Raw genomic sequence first — 19,988 nt, forward strand, 5'->3', positions numbered from 1 at the left:
TTCGGACAATCAGGCCATATTGTCCCTCACCAACCGCATCAGCACCTGCATCGCCTCGTCTGTCCGATCTGCCGGCACAAACAGATGATCGTGGAAATAGGCCGAGACCGGGTTCACGCCCATACCGGCTGCTGCGAGCCGCGTGGCGATGACGGCCAGGAAGCCGACCGCCTCAAGTGAGGAATACACGTTCAGCGTGATCATCCGGCTCGGAAACGCAAAGGCCAGTCCCGCCAGCCTCGCTTCGCTTTCCGGAAGGACAAGCGTAACGCCTTCCTTCTCGCGAAAGATCATCACCGGTTCGACGCCGGAGGGCACCGTTTCTCCAGGCGGCAAGGTCGCAAAGACGTAGACGCCCGGCAAAAGCTCCGGCGACATCGACCCGAGAAGGTTCTGCAGGTCGGTTTCGCCGGTCATGCCTCAGGCGGCCTTCGACGCCATGCGCGCGAGCTGGGTCATCACAACCGCCGAACCGGCCAGCCGCTTGTCGGCGCTCGGCCAGTCGCGGATGAAGACGATGCTATGGTCGGGGCGTATCTTCGCCAAGGAGCCCTGCTCGCCGATATAGCGGACAAGCCCCGCCGGATCGGGGAACTGCTTGTTGCGGAAATGGATGACGACGCCCTTGGGGCCCGCATCCAGCTTTTCGACATTGGCCTGTCGGCACAGCGCCTTGATGAAGACGATCTTGAGCAGGTGCTGAACCTCGTCCGGCAACGGACCGAAGCGGTCGATCAGTTCAGCGCCGAAGGCATCGATCTCTTCCGGCGTCTCCAGATCGCCCAAGCGACGGTAAAGCGCGAGGCGCAACTGGAGGTCCGGCACATAGGCTTCCGGGATCATGACTGCGGTGCCGACCGTGATCTGCGGCGACCAGCCGCCATCGACTGCCTCACCGGTGTCGCGGATTTCGGCGACCGCCTCCTCAAGCATCTGCTGATAGAGCTCGAAGCCGACTTCCTTGATATGGCCGGATTGCTCTTCGCCGAGCAGATTGCCTGCTCCACGAATATCCAGGTCGTGGCTGGCGAGCTGGAAACCCGCGCCAAGCGTATCCAGCGACTGCAGCACCTTCAGGCGGCGGTCGGCGGTGTCGGTCAGCTTGCGGTTCGCCGGCAGGGTGAAGAGCGCGTAGGCGCGCAGCTTCGAGCGCCCTACCCGCCCGCGCAACTGGTAGAGCTGCGCCAGCCCGAACATGTCAGCACGGTGCACGATCAGCGTGTTCGCGGTCGGGACGTCGAGACCGGATTCCACGATGGTGGTCGACAGCAGCACGTCGTACTGGCCGTCGTAGAAGGCGTTCATGATGTCGTCGAGCTCGCCGGGCGGCATCTGGCCGTGGGCGGTGGCGAATTTCAGTTCCGGCACCTGCTCGCGCAGGAAGCTGCCGACCTCGTCCAGATCGGCGATGCGCGGGACGACGTAAAAACTCTGCCCCCCGCGATAGCGTTCGCGCAGGAGCGTTTCGCGGATCACCAGCGGATCGAAGGGCGAAATGAAGGTGCGCACCGCCATGCGGTCGACCGGCGGCGTGGCGATCAGCGACAGTTCGCGAACGCCCGTCAGCGCCAGTTGCAGCGTGCGCGGAATAGGCGTCGCGGACAACGTGAGAACATGCACGTCGCTTTTCAGTTCCTTCAGGCGTTCCTTGTGCTTGACGCCGAAATGCTGCTCCTCGTCGATGATCAGCAGGCCGAGGTTCTTGAAGGAAATGGAGCTGCCAAGCAGCGCGTGCGTTCCGACCACGATATCCACGGTGCCGTCTGCAAGCCCCTTCTTCGTTTCGGCAAGCTCCTTCGCACCAACAAGGCGCGACGCCTGCCTGACCGTAATCGGAAGTCCCGCGAAGCGCTGCGAAAACGTCTTGAAATGCTGGCGCGACAGCAGCGTGGTGGGCACCACGACCGCGACCTGCACACCCTCCATCGCCGCGACGAAAGCGGCGCGCAACGCGACTTCGGTCTTGCCGAAGCCGACGTCGCCGCAGATCAGACGATCCATCGGACGGCCGAGAGACAGGTCGTCCAGCACGGAGTCGATGGCGTTCTGTTGGTCGTCGGTCTCCTCGTAGGGAAAACGGGCGGAGAACTCGCCGTAGAGCCCTTCCGGCGCGTTGAACGCCTTGGCGGTGCGCATCTTGCGCTCGGCCGCGATGCGAATGAGCTGGCCCGCCATCTCCAGCAGGCGGCGCTTCAGCTTCGCCTTGCGCGACTGCCATGCGCCGCCGCCAAGCCTGTCGAGCTGCGCCTCGGCGGAGTCCGACCCGTAGCGCGACAGCAGTTCGATGTTTTCGACCGGAAGGTAGAGGCGTCCGTCGCCGGCATAGTGGATTTCGAGGCAGTCGTGCGGGGCACCCGCCGCCTCGATCGTCTTCAGGCCGATGAAGCGGCCGATCCCGTGGTCGGCATGGACGACGATGTCGCCAGCCGACAGCGACGCGGCCTCGGCAATGAAATCGGACGCCTTCTTGCGGCGCTTGGAGCGGCGGACCAGACGGTCGCCCAGAATGTCCTGCTCGGCGACCACCACCAGCCGGTCGGTCTCGAAACCCGCTTCCAGAGGCAGGACAGCCGCACCGACCTGCCCGGCCTCGAGTTTCTCGATGTCGGCCAGGGTGGCGACCGGCTTGAGGTTGCCGAGCTTGTGTTCGACGAGGATCTGCGTCAGCCGATCGAGCGAGCCGTCGCTCCAACCGGCAACCACGACTCGGCGCTTGGCGGCGCGGACGGAGGAGATGTGATCGACGGCGGCCTGAAAGACATTGGCGTTGGGGTCGGCGCGTTCCTCGGCGAAGGAGCGTCCGGCGCGCGACCCCGCGTGCAGGACCGTGCGTGGACCGGCATCGGGCGTATCGAAGGGCGTGAACTCGATGGCCAGATGGTCGGGCAGCGCGGCCGCAATGTCGTCGGGTGTCAAGTACAGCAAGCCGGGCGGCGTCGGCTTGTAGGGCACCGCCTCCTTGAGCGCCGCGCTCGCCTGCTGGCGGCGCGCCTCGTAGTAATCGAGGATCAGCTTGTTACGCTCGTCCAACGCTTCTTTCGCGAGGTGGTCGAAGACGACAGGCGCGCCCGGCAGGTAGTCGAACAGCGTTTCCAGCCGCTCGTAGTAGAAAGGCAGCCAGTGCTCCATGCCGGCGAAGCGCCTGCCCTCGCTGATGGCCGCGTAAAGCCCGTCATCGCGCGACGGCGCGCCGAACGCCTCGATGTAGTTGCGCCTGAAACGGCTGATCGTCTCGGGCGTCAGCATCACCTCGGTCATCGGCTGGAGCGTGACCTGCGGCTGAGCACCCGTGGTGCGCTGCGTCGCGACATCGAAGGCGCGGATCGTCTCCAGCGTGTCGCCAAAGAAATCGAGCCGCAGCGCCTCGTCAGCGCCCGGCGCAAAGAGGTCGAGAATGCCGCCGCGCACGGCGAACTCGCCGACATCGCGTACCGTGGGCACGCGCTCGAAACCGGATTTCTCCAGCCGCGAGATCAGTTCATTCATGTTGACCTGATTGCCGGGCTTGGCGCGGAACCCTTGCGCCTCGATCACCTCAGCAGGCGGAACACGCTGGAGAAGCGCGTTGGCGGTCGTCACGATCAGTGCCCGGTGTGGCGACTTCCGCAAGGATGCCATCGCCGCCAGCGCGTCGAGACGACGGGCGGCCGCGTCAGCGCCGGGCGAAACCCGGTCATAGGGCAGGCAGTCCCACGCCGGAAACTCCAGAACCGGCAGGTCCGGCGCGACGAATGCGAGCGCGTCGATGATGGCCGGCAGGCGCTGGCCGTCGCGCGCGACGAAAAGGACGGGACCGTCAGGCGAGGCCTCCGCAACGACGGAGGCGAGCGCGAACGCCTCGAAGCCGTCCGCGACGCCATCGACGATAAACTGTCCGGTCCGGCTTTTCGGCAGGCCGATTTTTTCAAGCAGGCTCATGAAATCAAGTCTTCAGGCGGCCCGGGAGGCCATGATCTTTTTCAAAAGGGGCGTGTCGAACGCGGCGGGGACCGGATTTGTGCCGGTGACCCAGGCGAGGAGGTCGGCGTCCTGCAACTCCAGCAGATGCTCATATTGGTCCAATTCGGCGTCGGTCAAGGTCGCAAGCCCGGCATCTGCAAAACCGCCGAGGATCAGGTCCATCTCGCGTATCCCCCGATGCCACGAGCGGAACAACAGTTTGCGCCGCCGGTTGTCCAGTTCTTCGCCCGCAAATGCCGTGCCGGTCATCATCCAGTCCCTTTGCGAGGCGGGTATAACGTGGACATCGGCAGTTGTCAGCTTTGCGGAAGGACCATTCCTGCCTAAGTTCCCGCCATGAGACCTTCCCTACTCGATCCGCTATTTGCGCCGGTCACCGCGCTGGAGGGTGTTGGGCCCAAGGTGGCCGCGCTGATCGAGAAGGTCGTGCCGGCCGACCTCGGCGATCGTCCGGCGCGCGTCGGCGACCTGCTTTTCACCCTGCCGCATTCGGTCATCGACCGGCGCAACCGGCCGGGCATCGCTGGCGCTGCGGAAGGATCCATCGTCACGCTGGAGGTGCGGATCGACCGCCACCTGCCGCCGCCGCGCGGCAACCGCTCGGTGCCCTACCGCGTCTTTGCCCATGACGACACCGGCGAGATCGCGCTGACCTTTTTCCATGCCCATGCGGCCTATCTGGAAAAGCAGATGCCGGTCGGCGAGCACGTCGTCGTCTCCGGTCGCATGGAATGGTTCAATGGCCGTCCGTCGATGGTCCATCCCGACCATATCGCGCCCTTGTCGGGAGCCGACAGCCTGCCATTGGTCGAGCCGGTCTATCCGCTGACGGCGGGGCTGTCCGGAAAGGTGCTGCGCCGTGCCATCGGGCAGGCACTGGACAGGCTCCCGGAACTGCCCGACTGGCTCGAGCCCTCCGTCGCTAGGAAGCAGAGCTTTCCACCCTTTGCCGATGCGCTGAAACGCCTGCATGATCCGCCGGACCCGCTCGCCGTGTCGCCGGAAGCGACGGCATGGCGGCGGCTTGCCTATGACGAGTTCCTGGCCGGCCAGTTGTCGCTCGCCCTCATGCGCGCCAACCTGCGCAGGCTTTCGGGCCGGCCTCTGACGGGCGACGGCAGGATCGAGGATGCGATCCGCAGCGCGCTGCCCTATTCGCTGACCGGCTCGCAGGAATTCGCTCTGGCTGAGATCAACGCCGACATGGCCGAGCCGGAGCGCATGCTCCGGCTACTGCAGGGCGATGTCGGCTCGGGCAAGACGGTGGTCGCGCTGCTTGCCATGGCCCGCGCGGTCGAGGCGGGCGGACAGGCGGCGCTCATGGCCCCGACCGAGATCCTCGCACGCCAGCATTTTGCGACGCTCGCGCCGCTGGCGGAACGCGCCGGTCTCAGGATCGCGGTACTTACCGGCCGGGAGAAAGGCCGCGAGCGCAGCACCACATTGGCGGGGCTCGAAGATGGGTCGATCGACATCGTGGTGGGCACGCATGCGCTGTTCCAGGAGCAGGTGAAGTTCCGCGATCTCGTGCTCGCCGTGGTTGACGAGCAGCACCGTTTCGGCGTTCACCAGCGCCTCGCCATTACCGCGAAGGGAGATGCTCCCGACATGCTGGTCATGACTGCGACGCCCATACCGCGCACGCTCGTGCTGACCGCATTCGGGGACATGGACGTGTCGCGCCTGACCGAAAAGCCTGCGGGCCGCAGGCCGATCAAGACGGTGACGCTGCCGCTCGATCGCATGGACCAACTGCTTGTCCGCATCTCTGACCAGATCGAAGAGGGCCAGAAAGTCTACTGGATCTGCCCGCTGGTCGAGGATTCCGACGAGATCAAGGTGACATCAGCCGAAGAGCGCTTCGCGACGCTGCGGCACGAGTTCGGCGATCTCGTCGGGCTTGTCCACGGCCGCATGAAGGGCGCGGAGAAGGACGAGGCGATGCGGGCCTTCAAGGATGGCGAGACCAAGATCCTCGTCGCGACGACCGTCATCGAGGTCGGGGTCGATGTGCCGGACGCGACGATCATGGTGATCGAACACGCCGAACGCTTCGGGCTGGCGCAGTTGCACCAGCTGCGCGGGCGCGTCGGGCGCGGTGACAAGGCGTCCTCCTGCGTCCTGCTCTACAAGGACCCGCTTGGCGAGACGGCGAAACGACGCCTGAGCGTGATGCGCGAGACCGAGGACGGGTTCCTGATCTCCGAGGAAGACCTGAAACTACGCGGCGAAGGCGAGTTGCTGGGTTCCAGGCAGTCCGGCACGCCGGGGTTCCAGATCGCGCGCATCGAGTTCCACAGCGACCTGCTGGAGGTCGCCCGCGACGATGCACGACTTATCCTGTCGCAGGACCCGGAGTTGGAAACGGAGCGTGGCCAGGCGCTACGCGTGCTGCTCTATCTGTTCGGCCGCGACGAGGCCATCAGGCTGCTGCGAGCGGGCTGATGCTTACCTGAACTTCAGGTTGGAGACCTTCTCGACCTCGGGATTGGCTAGTCCGACCTCCATCGGCCTGCCATCCTTGGTGACAACCTTGCGCTTGTATTCCGGCGCCACGAGCCCGGCCGAGACGATCAGCTTGGCGCCGTCCTCAACCGACATGTCGAGCAAAACGATCTCCGAACGATAGACATACATCAGGAAGCCGGTTGTCGGGTTCGGCGCGCAGGGCATGAACACGGCGATCAGCGGGTCGCCTTCCTTGTCCAGCTTCGCATTGATCTCGGTCTCTTTCTCGTTGGCCACGAAGACCAGCGACCAGACTCCCTTGCGCGGGTATTCGACAAGCCCGACCTGCCGGAACATCTCGTTCTTGTTGGAGAGAACCGTCTCGAAGATCTGCTTCAGCGCCTTGTAGACGCCGCGCACCAGCGGCATGCGCCCGAGCAGCCGCTCACCGGACGAAACGATCGAGCGCCCGACGATGTTGGCAGCAAGGAAGCCGATCATGGTGATGACGAAGATCGCCACCAGCAGGCCGAACCCGGGGACGGCGAATGGCAGATAGGTGTCGGGGCTGTATGCCGTAGGGATGTAAGGCTTTACCCAGGAATCGATCCAACCGATGAAGGACCAGGCTATATACACAGTGATCGCCAGCGGCGCGGCGACGATCAGACCGGTCAGGAAGTAGTTCCTGAGGCGGGTCATGCCGGAGATGACGCCTGGAGATTCGGACATTGAGATTCGCCGCTACTGCATCGCAGGATAGTGAAGGGGCAAACGATTTGGAACAGCGAAATTGGTCTGGACAGGCCGCTGCAATTCACCCGCCGATACGGGCCTCCTCGACATGCAGTCGAACGAGATCAACGCGTTGCTCTACCGATAGCGGCTTGTCGGGCAAACGCAAAATCGGCACGTCGACTTGGGTCTGCATCAAGCCTGCAGTTATCGCCTCACTTAGCATCTGCGCGGTGAAGCTCGAACTCCGCCTATTGCCCTGCTCGTTTGGACGTTGAGAAAACATTCGCGTCGGCGTCACCACGACTAGATCGAATGTCTTCGCTTTTTCTTTGAAATTATGAAGGAAACGATGGGTCAGCGCGTCCATGTTATTTCGATCGAGACCGAAACGCACCAGCCACCAGTCAAGCAAATCCAACTCCCAGCGATCGGCAACAAAGCCCCCCGCCTTTTTGTAGAGACTTGTTCTGTCGGTGTCCCATTGCTTGAATTCTTCGATCAAATTGATCCGAAGCGCGGGAATGTCCCTCTGGCGATTCTGTATATGAGCGAGCGCTATCTGCCTCTCGGCCCGCGCGATGGGAAGCATATTCTCTTCTATGACCGGCAGATCAAACTTTTCACCAAGCGCTTTGACTAGCGACGTTTTTCCTGTGCCCGGGAAGCCGGTCACGGCAATTCTCAAAGGCTTGTGAGCCATCTTGGATTCCCCCACAATTCCCCTGCAATGGCATAAAGCACAGGTGAATAACTGCGCAGTTTAAATGTAGATTGCGCTACAGAGAAAGCCCGTATGGGATCTAAAGGTCATTCGACCGTAACAGACTTGGCCAGATTTCGCGGCTGGTCGACGTCGGTGCCCATGAAGACAGCCGTCCAGTAGGCCAGCATCTGGATCGGCAGCGCGTAGACGATCGGGGCCACGAACTCCGGCACGTCGGGCAGGACGATCGTCTCTAGCGTGTTGACCGTCGCGCTGGCCGCGCCCTTCGTGTCGGTGATGAGGATGATCTTGCCGCCGCGGGCCGCCACCTCCTGCATGTTCGAAACCGTCTTCTCGAAAATGCGGTCATGCGGGGCGATGACGATGACGGGCATATGCTCATCGATCAGCGCGATGGGGCCATGCTTCAGTTCACCTGCTGCATAACCTTCTGCATGTATGTAGCTGATTTCCTTCAGCTTAAGCGCGCCTTCCATAGCCAGAGGGTAGTTGGTGTCGCGGCCGAGATAGAGGACATGCTTGTAGTGCGAAAGCTCGCGCGCGACCTGCTCGATCTGGCTTTCCAGCTTCAGCACCTGGGTGGCGATGCGCGGCACTTCGGACAGGCTACGCACCATCGACTTTTCGTCTTCCGGCGTGATCGTCCCGCGCGCGGCGGCTGCCCGCAGCGCCAGCGAGGCAAGCACCGAGAGCTGGCAGGTGAATGCCTTGGTCGAGGCGACGCCGATTTCCGGGCCTGCAAGGGTTGGCAGCACAACGTCGGATTCCCGCGCGATGGTGGATTCTCGCACGTTCACGATCGCGCCGATCGGCACGCCGGCCTGCCGGCAGTAGCGCAGCGAGGCCAGCGTGTCGGCCGTCTCGCCAGACTGCGAAACGAAGAAGGCGGCGCTGTTCTTGACGATCGGCATTTCGCGGTAACGGAACTCGGAGGCGATATCGATATCGACCGGCAACCGCGCAAAGCGCTCGAACCAGTATTTGCCGATAAGGCCAGCAAGATAGGCCGTGCCACAGGCCGACACCGCGATTCGGTCAAGGCTTGCGAAGTCGAAGGGCAGTTCAAGCGCTTTGGCCTCGCCCTTGGTGAAGTCCACGTAGTGGGCCAGCGTGTGGCCGATCACCTCCGGCTGCTCGTGGATTTCCTTCTGCATGAAGTGGCGGTAGTTGCCCTTGTCGACCAGGAAGCTGGTTCCGATCGACTGCTGACGCTTCCGCTCGACAGCCTTGCCCTCCATGTCGAAGATAAGGATTTCGTTGCGGCGGATGACCGCCCAGTCGCCATCTTCCAGATAGGTGATGGAGTTGGTGAAGGGGGCGAGCGCAATGGCGTCCGAACCCAGGAACATCTCACCGTCCCCGTGCCCGACGGCCAGCGGCGGGCCGTTGCGCGCGCCGACGATCAGATCCTCGTCGCCCCTGAACATGATAGCGAGTGCGAACGCGCCCTGCAGCCGTTTGAGCGCGTTGTAGGCGGCCTCGACGGGCTTCCTGCCGGCCGCCAATTCGCGAGCCACCAGATGGGCGACGACTTCCGTGTCGGTCTGCGAGGCGAACACGTAGCCATCGCGCTGCAGTTCGTCGCGCAATTCGGCGAAGTTCTCGATGATACCGTTATGGACGATGGCAACGCCGTTGGAGAAATGCGGGTGCGCGTTGGTCTCATTGGGCACCCCATGAGTTGCCCAGCGCGTGTGGCCGATACCGATGTTGCCGTCGAGCGGCTCATCCCTCAGACGACGCTCGAGGTTGACCAGCTTGCCTTCGGCGCGGCGGCGGGAGAGCTCGCCCCGCTCGATGGTGGCGACGCCCGCCGAGTCATAGCCGCGATATTCCAGACGCTTGAGCGCGTCCACGATCAGCGGCGCGACAGGCGAATGGCCGACTATTCCAACGATTCCGCACATGCTGACTGCCCCGATTCCGGCCCGTGATCTTCCGCAGGGTCTTAGCGGAGAGCGCGGACGTTGCGGAATTCAAATTGCGTTTCGTTCCATTTCAGGACGATTCATGCCACGGTCGCGGACAACTCGCATCAGCAAGCTTACCGGCTGGTTAAGATGTCTGGTTAAAGGCGAGACATCCGGCCGAGGCACCATTTCGATTCATGATTGGCCCGCAAATGCGGAAGTGTCAGGTTTCCGAAACGGATTTCTTCTTGGCCGCGGCTGCGGCCGCGAAACGCTCGCGAAGCTCCCTGCCCTTGCCCGGTATCGTCTTCTGCCGCGCGCGCCCGAACGCCAGCGCCTCGCCTTCGACGTTCTCGGTGATGACGCTGCCCGAGGCGATATAGGCGCCGTCGCCGAGCGTCACCGGCGCGACCAGCGAGGAATTGGAGCCGACGAAAGCCCCAGCGCCGATGTCGGTGAAGTGCTTGCCGAAGCCGTCATAGTTGCACGTGATCGTGCCCGCGCCGATGTTTGCACCTGCGCCGACGCGCGCGTCGCCGATGTAGGTCAGGTGGTTGACCTTGGCGCCCTTCTGGATGGCCGCGTTCTTCACCTCGCAGAAATTGCCGACCTTGGCCTTCTCGTGCAGGTCCGCGCCGGGCCGCAGGCGCGCGTAGGGGCCGACCTGCGAACCGGTCGCGATGGTCGCGCCCTCGATATGGCTAAAGGCGTGGATGGTCACGCCGGACGAGACCCTTACGGCCGGGCCGAACCAGACGTTCGGCTCGACCAGCGAGTCCTGCCCGATCTCGGTGTCATGCGAGAAATAGATGGTTTCGGGGGCGATCAGCGTCACGCCCGAGAGCATGACCTGATGGCGGCGGCGGCGCTGCCAGATCGCCTCGGCCTCGGCCAGTTCGGCGCGGTTGTTGATGCCGAGTACGCTTTCGGCGCTGGCCTCCGTCGCGACCACGTCGAGACCGTCGCCGGTAGCGATCTCGACGATGTCGGTCAGGTAGTATTCGCCCTTGGCATTATTGTTGCCGACGCGCTCGAGCAGCGACAGGGCATGCCTACCGGAGATCGCCATCAAGCCCCCGTTGCAGAAGCCGATCTTCTTCTCGGCCTCCGACGCATCCTTGTCCTCGCGGATCGCGACCAGCCTGCCGTTCTCCTCGATGAGGCGACCATAGCCGGCAGGGTTCTGCGGGCGGAATCCGACGACCACGACCGCCGCGCCTTCCGCCAGCTTTTTGCGCGCGGCGAGGAGCGGCGCGGCCTCGATCAGCGGCGTGTCGCCGAACATGACGAGCACGTCGTCATAGCCGGGTTCGATCGCCTGCCGCGCGGCGAGAACGGCATGCGCCGTTCCAAGTCGCTGTTCCTGAACGAAAATTTCCGGCGCGGGATCGAACCCGCCAGCCGCCTTGCGCACTTCGTCGGCGCCGTGGCCGATCACAATCGCGATATCGCCGCCGCCGGCATTCCTCGCTGCCGCAGCCACATGCGCCACCATCGGCAACCCCGCGATCTCGTGCAGCACCTTGGGCTTGGCGCTTTTCATACGCGTGCCCTCGCCTGCGGCGAGGATGATGGAGAGGCAGCTTCTGTCGGTCATGGGACGAGCACCGTGCGGCGTGAATCGAGGTTGGCGGCTTATAGCCTAGCTGCGCCATCCTGCGCCAATGCGGTTAAATTCCGGTGGCTTAGTCCTGCTTGATGGCGCTGCCTTCAAGCCTGGCCAGATGTTCGCGCAGCGTCTTTGCCCATGCCAAGTAGCCAGCGCCGTTCAGGTGGATGCCGTCGATCGTCATGTCGCTGCGCAGCGAACCATCCTCCGTACGCAACGCGGCAAGGTCGAGATAGGTGCAGTTGTCGCGGCAGAACGCCTGCATCGCGACGTTCATCTCGGCGAAGGGGCCGTTTGCCCTGGTATCGGCCGGTGCGGTGACAGGAACCGTCGATTGCAGCACGACGGTCTTGGCGCGTGACATCAGTTGGCCGACGATCGCCTGGTAACGCGCAATGATGTCGGAAGGTTGAGAGCGCAGCGCCAGGACGTCGTTCACGCCAATCGTCAGGATGACGGTGGACTGGCTGAGGTCCCCAAGTGCATCGAGGCGCCGTGCGAGGCCGATGGTGTGGTCGTTTCCGATTCCGCGGTTGGCGACGCGGTATTCCGGGAAATGCTCCGCCCATTCGCCGAATTCGGTCAGGCTGTCGCCCACGAATACAAGGTCGCCGACGGCCGGGAATTGCCGGAAATAGTCGAGCCGGCTTTGATAAAGCGCGGTCGTGGTGCGATCGGTCTTGCCCGTCATCCAATCTGGCAGCGGAAAGACCCTGGCGTAGCCCGCTAGATATAGTCCGACGGCTGCGACCGCAGCGAGAAACGCCACGAGTACCTTACCGCGACCCGTCATCCCAAAGTCGCCAGGCCGGGGAACGTTTCAAGCAACCAGTAGGCGCTGGTCTGGATGCCTCCGGTCAGGAACAGCACCCCGGCGATCACCAGAAGCGCGCCGATGACCTTTTCGACCCGGCCGAGATGCACCCTGAAACGCTGCAGGAAGCGCATGAAGGCGCCGGAGAAAAGCGCGGCGATCATGAACGGTATGCCGAGCCCCAGCGAATAGGCAAACAACAACAAGGCGCCTTCGATGACCGTCTCGCGGCCGCCAGCCAGCGTGAGTATCGGCCCCAGCACTGGACCGATGCAGGGCGTCCAGCCGAAGGCAAAGGCGAGACCCATCAGATACGCGCCGATCGCCGTCGCCGGCTTGGCGTCGGACTGGAAACGCGCCTCGCGCGAAAGAAACGGGATGCGGATCACCCCGAGGAAGTTCAATCCCATGATGATGATGAGCACGCCGGCGGCCATGGCCAGCGGCTCCTGCCAGACACGCAAGAGCCGGCCGATCGTGGACGCGCCCGCTCCGAGCGCGACGAAAACCGTCGAGAAACCGAGCACGAAGGCGAATGAAGAATGCAGGAGCGCCGTCCGCGCGCCGGTTTTCGCAGCCGCAGCCCCCTCGGCGCGGAAATCGTCGACCGACACGCCGGCCATGTAGCAGAGATAGGGCGGCACAAGCGGCAGGACGCAGGGCGACAGGAACGAGAGGGCCCCCGCCCCCATCGCGGTCAGATAGCCGACATCCAACGCCATAAAGCCTGCTCCAGAGTTTCCGGCGGCAAGCATATAGACGCGGCGGCCGAGCCGCTCCAGTCACGACTGCGTGGCATGTCGTCGCCTGGTGACCCGGCGAACCGGGGCCGCCTCAGGCGTCGAATTTCTGCAGATCGACGCCCTGCTGGTTCTTCAGGACGATGTCATCGGCCGAGATGTCTTCCAGGGCCACGCGCGCAGCCTGGTCGATGTTGTGAATGATCGCCTCGATCTCGTCGTCCGTGTGCGAGGGGCTGGTCGCGACCATGACCGTGCGGTTGAGGATGTCGAGCGAGCCCTTGCACATCCCTTCCTTGTATTCCGTGCGCAGACCCTTGTTGGCGGGAATCTTGTAAGGATTGATCGCCGGGTGGTGCGACCCCTCGTGCATCAGCACCTGATCCCACTGAGTGAAGGTGTGGCGGCCGGTCTTGCCCGCGATCACCGCCGGCATCGTACCGATGAAAGTCTTGGCGGCAGCTTCGCTTGGCAAGGTGAACATGACCTGCGTCGAACAATCATGGTCAGCGCTGTTCATCGGCGTCGCCTTGAGGCCGAGATTGCCGAGATGCTTGGTGCCGGCAAGAATACGCTTCTTCTCGGCCCGCATCGTGCGGATCATGCCGTCAAGCCGGTCGAGTTGGACGTTCAGCATCGCGCCCAGCAGTTCCGAGGCGCGCGCGCCGACGCCGGCGAAGGGCTTGGTGTCCTCGCTGCGGCCCTGCCAGTAGAAATGGCAGGGATCGATGTAGCAGCGGGCGCGCTCTGCGACCTTCGGATCGCTGGTGGCGAACCCGCCGCCCTCGCCGCCGCTCATGTTCTTGAAGAAATTGAAGCTGAAGGCGCCAGCGTGACCGATCGAGCCGAGTTTGCGGCCTTCATAGGAGCCGCCGATCCCCTGGCAGACATCCTCGAGCACCAGCAGGCCTTTGCTCTCGGCGATGTCCATGATGGCGTTCATGTTGCAGGCCGCCCCCCACATATGGACCGGGATGATCGCCCTGGTGTGCGGGCCGATGGCGTCGCGGATGGCGTCCGGGCTGATGGTGATCGACTCGTCGATGTCCACGATCACGGGGATGGCTCCGACTGCCAGCACGGCGGTGGCGGTGGCCATGTAGGTATGCGCCGGTACCAGCACCTCGTCGCCCGGCCCGATGCCGAGGCCGACAAGCCCGGCGGCCAACCCTTGCGTGCCGCTCGCGCCCAGACCGAACTCGCTGACGCCAAGGTGTTTTGCGTACCGCTTTTCAAAGCGGTCGCATTCGCTCTCGTCGCGATAGCGGAACATTTTGCCTGAGCGGATGACCTTCGCGATCGCGTCGATCTCTTCTTCGCCTGCCAGGTACATCGTCGCCTCCGGTGAACTTCTAGAATGCTGAATGGTTTTGTTTGATGCACGGGCAAGCCAGGGTTTGAAAGAACCAATCAGGCGCGTTCCGACGAATCCATTGGGCTCTTCGCTGGCGCTGCCGCAGGTCTTCCAAGGACGTAGCGCTCCCAACCCGCAGACAGCCGTGCTGACCGCTGCCGGCGAAGTTCCAAACCGACTTTCGCCAGTCGTTACGCCCTGTATACGTTGGCCCTCAGGTCGTCGCGAAGCGTGCGCATGCCGATCACCTCGACATCGAACTCCGCGATCCAGTCCTTGATGACGGACGACATTGCGAACAGTTCGTATTCCTCCGTTCGCAGGTGGGCGTCCGGCGGATTGATGGTCTCGAAATCGCCCACAGTGTTGAAGTGAAGCGACAGGAAGGTCAGCCCGTCTGGGATGGCCTTGAACATCTCGTAATACGCCGTCTTGGCGTCCGTCTTGCGCGCCCAGGGCGTCTCAAGCACGATGTCGAAGACCGGCTCGCCGATGGCCTTGGCCTTGACGATTTCCGCATCGTAGCGGCCAACGTCGAGTTGTCCCGCGTAGCTGGCGGGATTGTATTTCGACAGGTCCTTCACCAGCAGCACTGGTTGACGGTATTCGGCCCCCAGCTTGCGCAGGATGGCGGTGAACTCTGGCATCTGGGCCGTTCCCATGTGGCAATCGAAGTGGGTGATGTCGATGCCGGCGGCAACCGCTACGTCGATCTGCGCGCGCAGTTCGGCTTCAACGGCTTCAGGGTGCGCCTTGCGCGCCTGCGGAACAGTCGGCCAGAAATATCCGTAGTCGTCGGTCAGTCCGGCTGATTTCGGCGGGCTGGTCAGCGGACGCCAGCGATAGGGCTTCTGCTCGCTGGTCAGCGTCAGGTGCACGCCGACGTCGAGCGATGCGTCCTTTGTCGCTAATTCGGCCGCTTCGGGGAACCACGGGCATGGAACCATGACGGAACCGGAACTGCAGGTGCCGAGCTTCGACAGTTCGACGAACGCCATGTTCGCGCCGTGGCTCATCCCGACATCGTCTTCGTGAATGACGACGCGTTTTTTCGATTTGCTCAAAGTTATCTCCCTAATTGCTGTTAGCCGACCCTGGCGACGAGGTCCGTCAGTTCGTCCAGTTCCACTTCGTCGCGCCGGAACTGGCCGGCCACCCTGCCTTGCGCCAGCACGGTTATGTCGTCCGCAACGGATAGGGCGTGACGGAAGTTGTGCGTGATCAGGATCACGGCCTGTCCCTGCTCCCGCGCCCTGACGATGTGGTCGAGCACGCGTCCGGCTTGCCGCACGGCGAGTGCCGACGTGGGTTCGTCGAGGATCAGCGCCGATGAGCCGAAGAACATCGCGCGGGCGATCGCCAGCGACTGCCGCTCGCCGCCCGATATGTTGGCGCCGCGCTCGTCGAGCCCCCGCTCCCAGCGAACGCCAAGACCGTGAAGCGCGGAACGCGCCATCTCCTCGGCCTTCTTCAGGTCCAGCAACTTGAACGGTCCGAAGCCCTTCTGGGGTTCGCGACCAAGCACGATATTCCTGGTCACCGAAAGCAGTTCGCAGACCGCCAGATCCTGAAAGACGGTGGCGATGCCACGTTCCCGCGCGTCCGCAGGATTCGCGAAGGTCACCGATTTGCCGTTGAAGAGAAGCTGTCCGGCGTCAGGCGGAAACACACCCGACAATATCTTGATCAGCGTCGATTTCCCCGCGCCGTTGTCGCCAAGCAGCGCAAGGATGCGACCGGAATAGGCTTTCAGCGACACATCGACCAGGGCCGTCGTGGCGCCAAAACCCTTGGAAATGTTCACCGCCTCGAGCACGGGAACCGCGCCTGCGGGAATAGGCTCGACCGGCGGGCGGCGGGCCAGCATGTCTTCGGAGCCGCTGCCCGCCGGCAGACTGGCCGTGCGTTCCCCGCTCATCGCGAACCCTCCGAAGCGCCGGATTTTCCGGTTGCGATACCGACTTCCGCCCCTGCCCTTATCGCCGCGTCGGCGTCGCTGCTGCCTCTCTTGAAGCCGGCCAACGGCTTGGAATTCGCCATGCGCCGCGCGACCGTGGTGTTGAGTATGACCGCACCGACGACGATGACGCCGGTCAGTGTTCGGAAGAAGTGGCCGGGAGCCCCCGCCAGCACCAACCCGACCTGGATCATGCCGAACGTGATAGCGCCCAACATCGTCCCGACGACACTTCCGTAGCCGCCGGAAAGCAGGGTTCCGCCGATAACCGTGACGGCGACGGCCTGCAGTTCCATGCCCTCGCCCCGCAATGCATCGACCGACGCGAAGCGTGCGACCTGAATGATGCCGGCAAGAGCGGCGAGCGAAGACGTGATAACGAATAGAAGGATCGTCACCCTCTCGACAGGTACGCCGAGGTTTCGTGCAGCGTTGGCATTCTGTCCGATTGCCTGGACCCAGTTGCCGAACTTGGTCCGCACAAGAAGGATGGTCGCGAGGATGCCAACGGCGAAGAACCAGAGCATCGACATGCGGAAGCCGCCGAGCAACGGGCCTGACATGGCGTCCTTGAAACCTTGCGGGATGGTGACTGTCATCGGAAAGCCGCCGGTCAGCGCGATCAGCACGCCGCGCCAGATCAGCATGGTGCCCAGCGTCACCACGAAGGAGTGAATGCGAAAGCGAACCACCAGATAGCCGTTCAGGAGGCCGAGCAATCCGCCAACTGAAATGGCGATAAGCGATGCCGGAACAGGGTGTACGCCGAAATCACGCATGAGTACGACGGCAACGTAGGACGTCAGACCCAGCACCGCTCCGACCGACAGATCGAAATGCCCACCGATCATCAGCAGCGTGACGCCGATGCTGATAATACCTAGCTCGGCCGCCACGGCCATGATGCTGATATAGGTAAGCCTAGCGGGAAAAAGCGTCGGCGCTAGCGCCGAGAAACCTATGAAGAGGAAGATGACGGCGACGACGGACGTCGCCTCTGGACGCAGCATGAACCGTCTGAGCGCCTCGCCGTAGACGACGCGTCTGGGATGCTGTGCGCTGGCTTTTTCGCCATTGCTCATGCCGACACTCCGGGCGTTTTCCGAATCATGGGAAATCCGGGGCGTTGTCGCCCCGGATCGTCATACCTACGATCAGCGATAGCCCTTCTCGACCAGAGCGGACACCCGATCGACATTGTCCTTGTCGACAATGGTCGGGCCGGTCAGGAAGTAATTGCCTTCGATCAGGCCATACTTGAGATAATGCGTGAGCAGCAGTACCGGCATGTAGCCGCGCCAGAACTGTTGCTGGTCGATCGTAAACGCCTGGCGACCATCCTTGATCGCCGCGAGCGACTGCGCGACGATGTCATAGCCCGTCAGGATCAGGTTGTCGTATCCACCGTCAGCTTTGGCCGCAAGGAAGCCGTCGATGACGTCGCAGGTGCTGGTGGCCGCGGCCGTGTCCGGGTTGCGGCGCAGATAGGCCGAAAGCGTTTCCGCCTGCTGGCCGGGGTCCATCGTCAGTTCGAGGAACTCAGCCTCGATGCCGGCTGCCTTCAAGGCCTCGATCTGCGAGGTTGCGCGCAACTGGCAGCTTGCGTCGCCCGGCTGCTGGTTGGCGACGACCACGCGGCCCTTGACGCCCATGCTGACCAGCCGCTGTGCTGTCAGCCTGCCTGCCGCGGCCTCGTCCGAACCCGTGCGGAACAGGAAGAAGTCCTCGGGATCGCGCACCTGCGCGCCGGAGGGCGGAGCTGCGGCGCTGCCGAAGGCAATCCCCGCTTCCTTGGCGCGCGCGGCGATCTCGGCATAGGCGACGTCTTCGGCAAAGGCGCAGATAGCGATGCCGTTGGCCTGCGCGGCAATGGCCTCCTCGATCTTCTGGACCTGGTTGGGAATGGTGAGCTGGTCGGGATAGATGTAGGTGACCTTTACGCCAAGATTCTCGCCGGCCTCGGCCGCACCGCGCGCCAGATAGCCATGGAAGCCGGTCGGCGCAGCACAGCCGACGAAGTAGATCGAGATGTCATCCTGCGCCTGCGCCTGACCCTGCCAGGCAGTTGCGGCGAGGATCATCGAAGCGCCGAAAAGAAGAGCCTTCTTCAATGCCTGCTTTCCGAAACTATCCTTCCCGGTTGCAGTCGTCTGAACGTCACCTGCCGATGATTTGTGTTTCATGACCTTGCTTCCCCTTTTGTTTTCTCGTGGCGCTGGTACGCAGCGGGAAAGCTAAGGGTCAGGCTGCCCCCTCAAAAAGAACCATTTCCCATCGATATCCCGGAGCCAATTCCCGCACGTGCGTGAACCGACCGATTTCAGATGCGCGCACGAGCGGCGTTCTCGGGTCCTTGGCGCTGCGGACGGCAGGCGACGCATCGTCCGCCGCAATCGTATCCATCAAAATCTGCGAAAGTGGCTCTGTCACATGCGGGTTTTTCGAGGTTCCATTCCATCCAGTTGGGCAACGCCGGAGGCTCGCCGCCGCCGGCTAAACGGTTGAGTTCCATGATTTCCGGAACAGGCTTTGGACGACCCGCACTGCAGGCATTTCGTTGCCGCCAGAGCATCTTCTGCGCCCCAGTTACCAGACCATTCGTATCGGCAACGCGCCCTTAGAAGGCCGGCCGGTCGGGAACGATGAACTGTCATTTCAATGGGAGACTGCACATGAAGATACTTTCCAAACTCGCGCTCGCCGCCCTCGTATCGGCCAGCTTCCTGGCCGGCGCTCATGCCGAGAACCTCAAGGAAGCCAAGGACGTACGCATCACTTTCGTGGTGCACGGTTCATCGTCAGACCCATATTGGTCTGTGGTGAAGCGCGGTGCGGACGACGCCGCCAAGCTGACCGGAGCGACCGTCGAGTACCACAACCCGCAGGTCTTCGACGTCGTCGAACAGGCGCGCCTGATGGAGGCCGCCGTCGCCAGCAAGCCGGACGGCATCGCGGTGTCGATCGCCGACGCCGATGCGATGCGGAAGTCTGTCCAGAGCGCGCTGGCCGCCAACATTCCGGTCGTCGTCGTCGACTCCGGCGAGATCACCGGCGAGGAGATGGGAACCACCCTCTACGTGGGCACCGTCTCTGAATATGACTCCGGCAAAAAGGCTGGCGAGCGCCTCGCCAAGGACGGCATCCTCAAGGTCGTCTGCATCAACCACGAGGTCGGTAACGTCAGCCTCGACGACCGCTGCCGTGGCCTGAACGACGGCCTCGCTCCGTCGGGCGGCGGCACGCAGGTTGTCGCGGTAACGCCCGACCCGGCGGATATCACCCGTCGCACGGAAGCCTTCCTGTCGGCCAATCCCGACGTGCAGGCCGTGTTCGCCATGGGCGCCGGCGCTGCCAACCCGCTGATCCCCTACTTCACCGAGAAGGAACTGTGGAGCAAGCTGAAGCTCTACACCTTCGACATCAGCCCCGAAGTTCTGGATTCCGTCATTGCCGGCCAGATGGGCTTCGGCATGGACGCGCAGCAATACCTGATGGGCTTCCTGCCGGTCATCTACATGGTCGAGAACGCCACACACGGCTTCTGGCCGATCAGTGACAGCTATACGGGCCCGCTCTTCATCGACACGCCCGCCAAGGCACAGGCCATGCTTGGTCTCGCCAAGGACGGCATCCGCTAATCTGGATTGCGAACCACCCTCTCCCCCAAATCGCGGGGGAGAGTTTTCGCATGCGCGTAACTTTTCGGCCCGCGTCAATCCATCTTGTGATCTGAA

15 protein-coding genes and 1 pseudogene are annotated in these 19,988 nt (G+C 63.2%); 2 read left to right on the plus strand and 14 right to left on the minus strand.

Annotated features, from left to right (window positions below; all coding sequences use genetic code 11):
- Positions 1 to 9 precede the first annotated feature (9 nt).
- From ABMA32_RS19340 to ABMA32_RS19350, 3 genes are read right to left on the minus strand one after another with little or no spacing between them, the layout of a single operon-like run.
- Positions 10 to 417 (minus strand): ACT domain-containing protein, encoded by a 408-nt coding sequence (locus ABMA32_RS19340; RefSeq protein WP_349015411.1) that lies wholly within the window; start codon positions 415 to 417, stop codon positions 10 to 12.
- Positions 418 to 420: 3 nt separating this feature from the next.
- Entirely contained in the window at positions 421 to 3,918 is a 3,498-nt protein-coding gene (gene mfd, locus ABMA32_RS19345; protein ID WP_349015412.1) for a transcription-repair coupling factor, read from the minus strand.
- Positions 3,919 to 3,930: 12 nt separating this feature from the next.
- Positions 3,931 to 4,209, minus strand: coding sequence for an FAD assembly factor SdhE (locus tag ABMA32_RS19350; RefSeq protein ID WP_349015488.1), 279 nt, complete (start codon positions 4,207 to 4,209; stop codon positions 3,931 to 3,933).
- An 87-nt stretch (positions 4,210 to 4,296) separates the two neighbouring features.
- Here ABMA32_RS19350 and recG point away from each other — a divergent pair, with 87 nt between their 5' ends.
- Positions 4,297 to 6,405: an ATP-dependent DNA helicase RecG gene (gene recG, locus ABMA32_RS19355; RefSeq protein ID WP_349015413.1), complete on the plus strand. Its 2,109-nt coding sequence runs from the start codon at positions 4,297 to 4,299 to the stop codon at positions 6,403 to 6,405.
- On the opposite strand, the pseudogene ABMA32_RS19360 reads toward recG, so the two are convergent.
- From ABMA32_RS19360 to ABMA32_RS19410, 11 genes and pseudogenes are all read right to left on the minus strand, one after another.
- Positions 6,357 to 7,140 (minus strand): annotated as a pseudogene (locus ABMA32_RS19360) (DUF502 domain-containing protein). The gene recG and the pseudogene ABMA32_RS19360 sit on opposite strands and share 49 nt — an antisense overlap.
- Before the next feature lie 85 nt (positions 7,141 to 7,225).
- A complete protein-coding gene (locus ABMA32_RS19365; RefSeq protein ID WP_349015415.1) occupies positions 7,226 to 7,846 on the minus strand; it encodes an AAA family ATPase in 621 nt (206 codons plus the stop codon).
- Positions 7,847 to 7,953: 107 nt separating this feature from the next.
- Entirely contained in the window at positions 7,954 to 9,777 is a 1,824-nt protein-coding gene (glmS, locus tag ABMA32_RS19370) for a glutamine--fructose-6-phosphate transaminase (isomerizing) (RefSeq protein ID WP_349015416.1), read from the minus strand.
- 226 nt (positions 9,778 to 10,003) lie between these two features.
- Positions 10,004 to 11,377: a bifunctional UDP-N-acetylglucosamine diphosphorylase/glucosamine-1-phosphate N-acetyltransferase GlmU gene (gene glmU / locus ABMA32_RS19375; RefSeq protein ID WP_349015417.1), complete on the minus strand. Its 1,374-nt coding sequence runs from the start codon at positions 11,375 to 11,377 to the stop codon at positions 10,004 to 10,006.
- Between the two features lie 88 nt (positions 11,378 to 11,465).
- Positions 11,466 to 12,182 (minus strand): GDSL-type esterase/lipase family protein, encoded by a 717-nt coding sequence (locus tag ABMA32_RS19380; protein WP_349015418.1) that lies wholly within the window; start codon positions 12,180 to 12,182, stop codon positions 11,466 to 11,468.
- Positions 12,179 to 12,925 (minus strand): cytochrome c biogenesis CcdA family protein, encoded by a 747-nt coding sequence (locus ABMA32_RS19385; RefSeq protein WP_349015419.1) that lies wholly within the window; start codon positions 12,923 to 12,925, stop codon positions 12,179 to 12,181. Before ABMA32_RS19385 ends, ABMA32_RS19380 begins: the two co-directional genes overlap by 4 nt.
- A 112-nt stretch (positions 12,926 to 13,037) precedes the next feature.
- Complete coding sequence (locus ABMA32_RS19390; RefSeq protein WP_349015420.1) at positions 13,038 to 14,276, minus strand: DegT/DnrJ/EryC1/StrS family aminotransferase; 1,239 nt, start codon at positions 14,274 to 14,276, stop codon at positions 13,038 to 13,040.
- 212 nt (positions 14,277 to 14,488) lie between these two features.
- Entirely contained in the window at positions 14,489 to 15,361 is an 873-nt protein-coding gene (locus ABMA32_RS19395; RefSeq protein ID WP_349015421.1) for a polysaccharide deacetylase family protein, read from the minus strand.
- 20 nt (positions 15,362 to 15,381) lie between these two features.
- Complete coding sequence (locus ABMA32_RS19400) at positions 15,382 to 16,215, minus strand: ATP-binding cassette domain-containing protein (protein ID WP_349015422.1); 834 nt, start codon at positions 16,213 to 16,215, stop codon at positions 15,382 to 15,384.
- The gene (locus ABMA32_RS19405) at positions 16,212 to 17,336 is read right to left on the minus strand and encodes an ABC transporter permease (protein ID WP_349015423.1); all 1,125 of its coding nucleotides are present in this window, start codon (positions 17,334 to 17,336) and stop codon (positions 16,212 to 16,214) included. Before ABMA32_RS19405 ends, ABMA32_RS19400 begins: the two co-directional genes overlap by 4 nt.
- A gap of 72 nt (positions 17,337 to 17,408) precedes the next feature.
- Complete coding sequence (locus ABMA32_RS19410) at positions 17,409 to 18,437, minus strand: substrate-binding domain-containing protein (protein WP_349015424.1); 1,029 nt, start codon at positions 18,435 to 18,437, stop codon at positions 17,409 to 17,411.
- A gap of 489 nt (positions 18,438 to 18,926) precedes the next feature.
- Here ABMA32_RS19410 and ABMA32_RS19415 point away from each other — a divergent pair, with 489 nt between their 5' ends.
- A complete protein-coding gene (locus ABMA32_RS19415) occupies positions 18,927 to 19,892 on the plus strand; it encodes a rhizopine catabolism ABC transporter substrate-binding protein (RefSeq protein WP_349015425.1) in 966 nt (321 codons plus the stop codon).
- Positions 19,893 to 19,988: the final 96 nt, after the last annotated feature.

Source organism: Mesorhizobium quangtriensis, from assembly GCF_040081925.1.
Lineage (GTDB): Bacteria > Pseudomonadota > Alphaproteobacteria > Rhizobiales > Rhizobiaceae > Mesorhizobium_K > Mesorhizobium_K quangtriensis.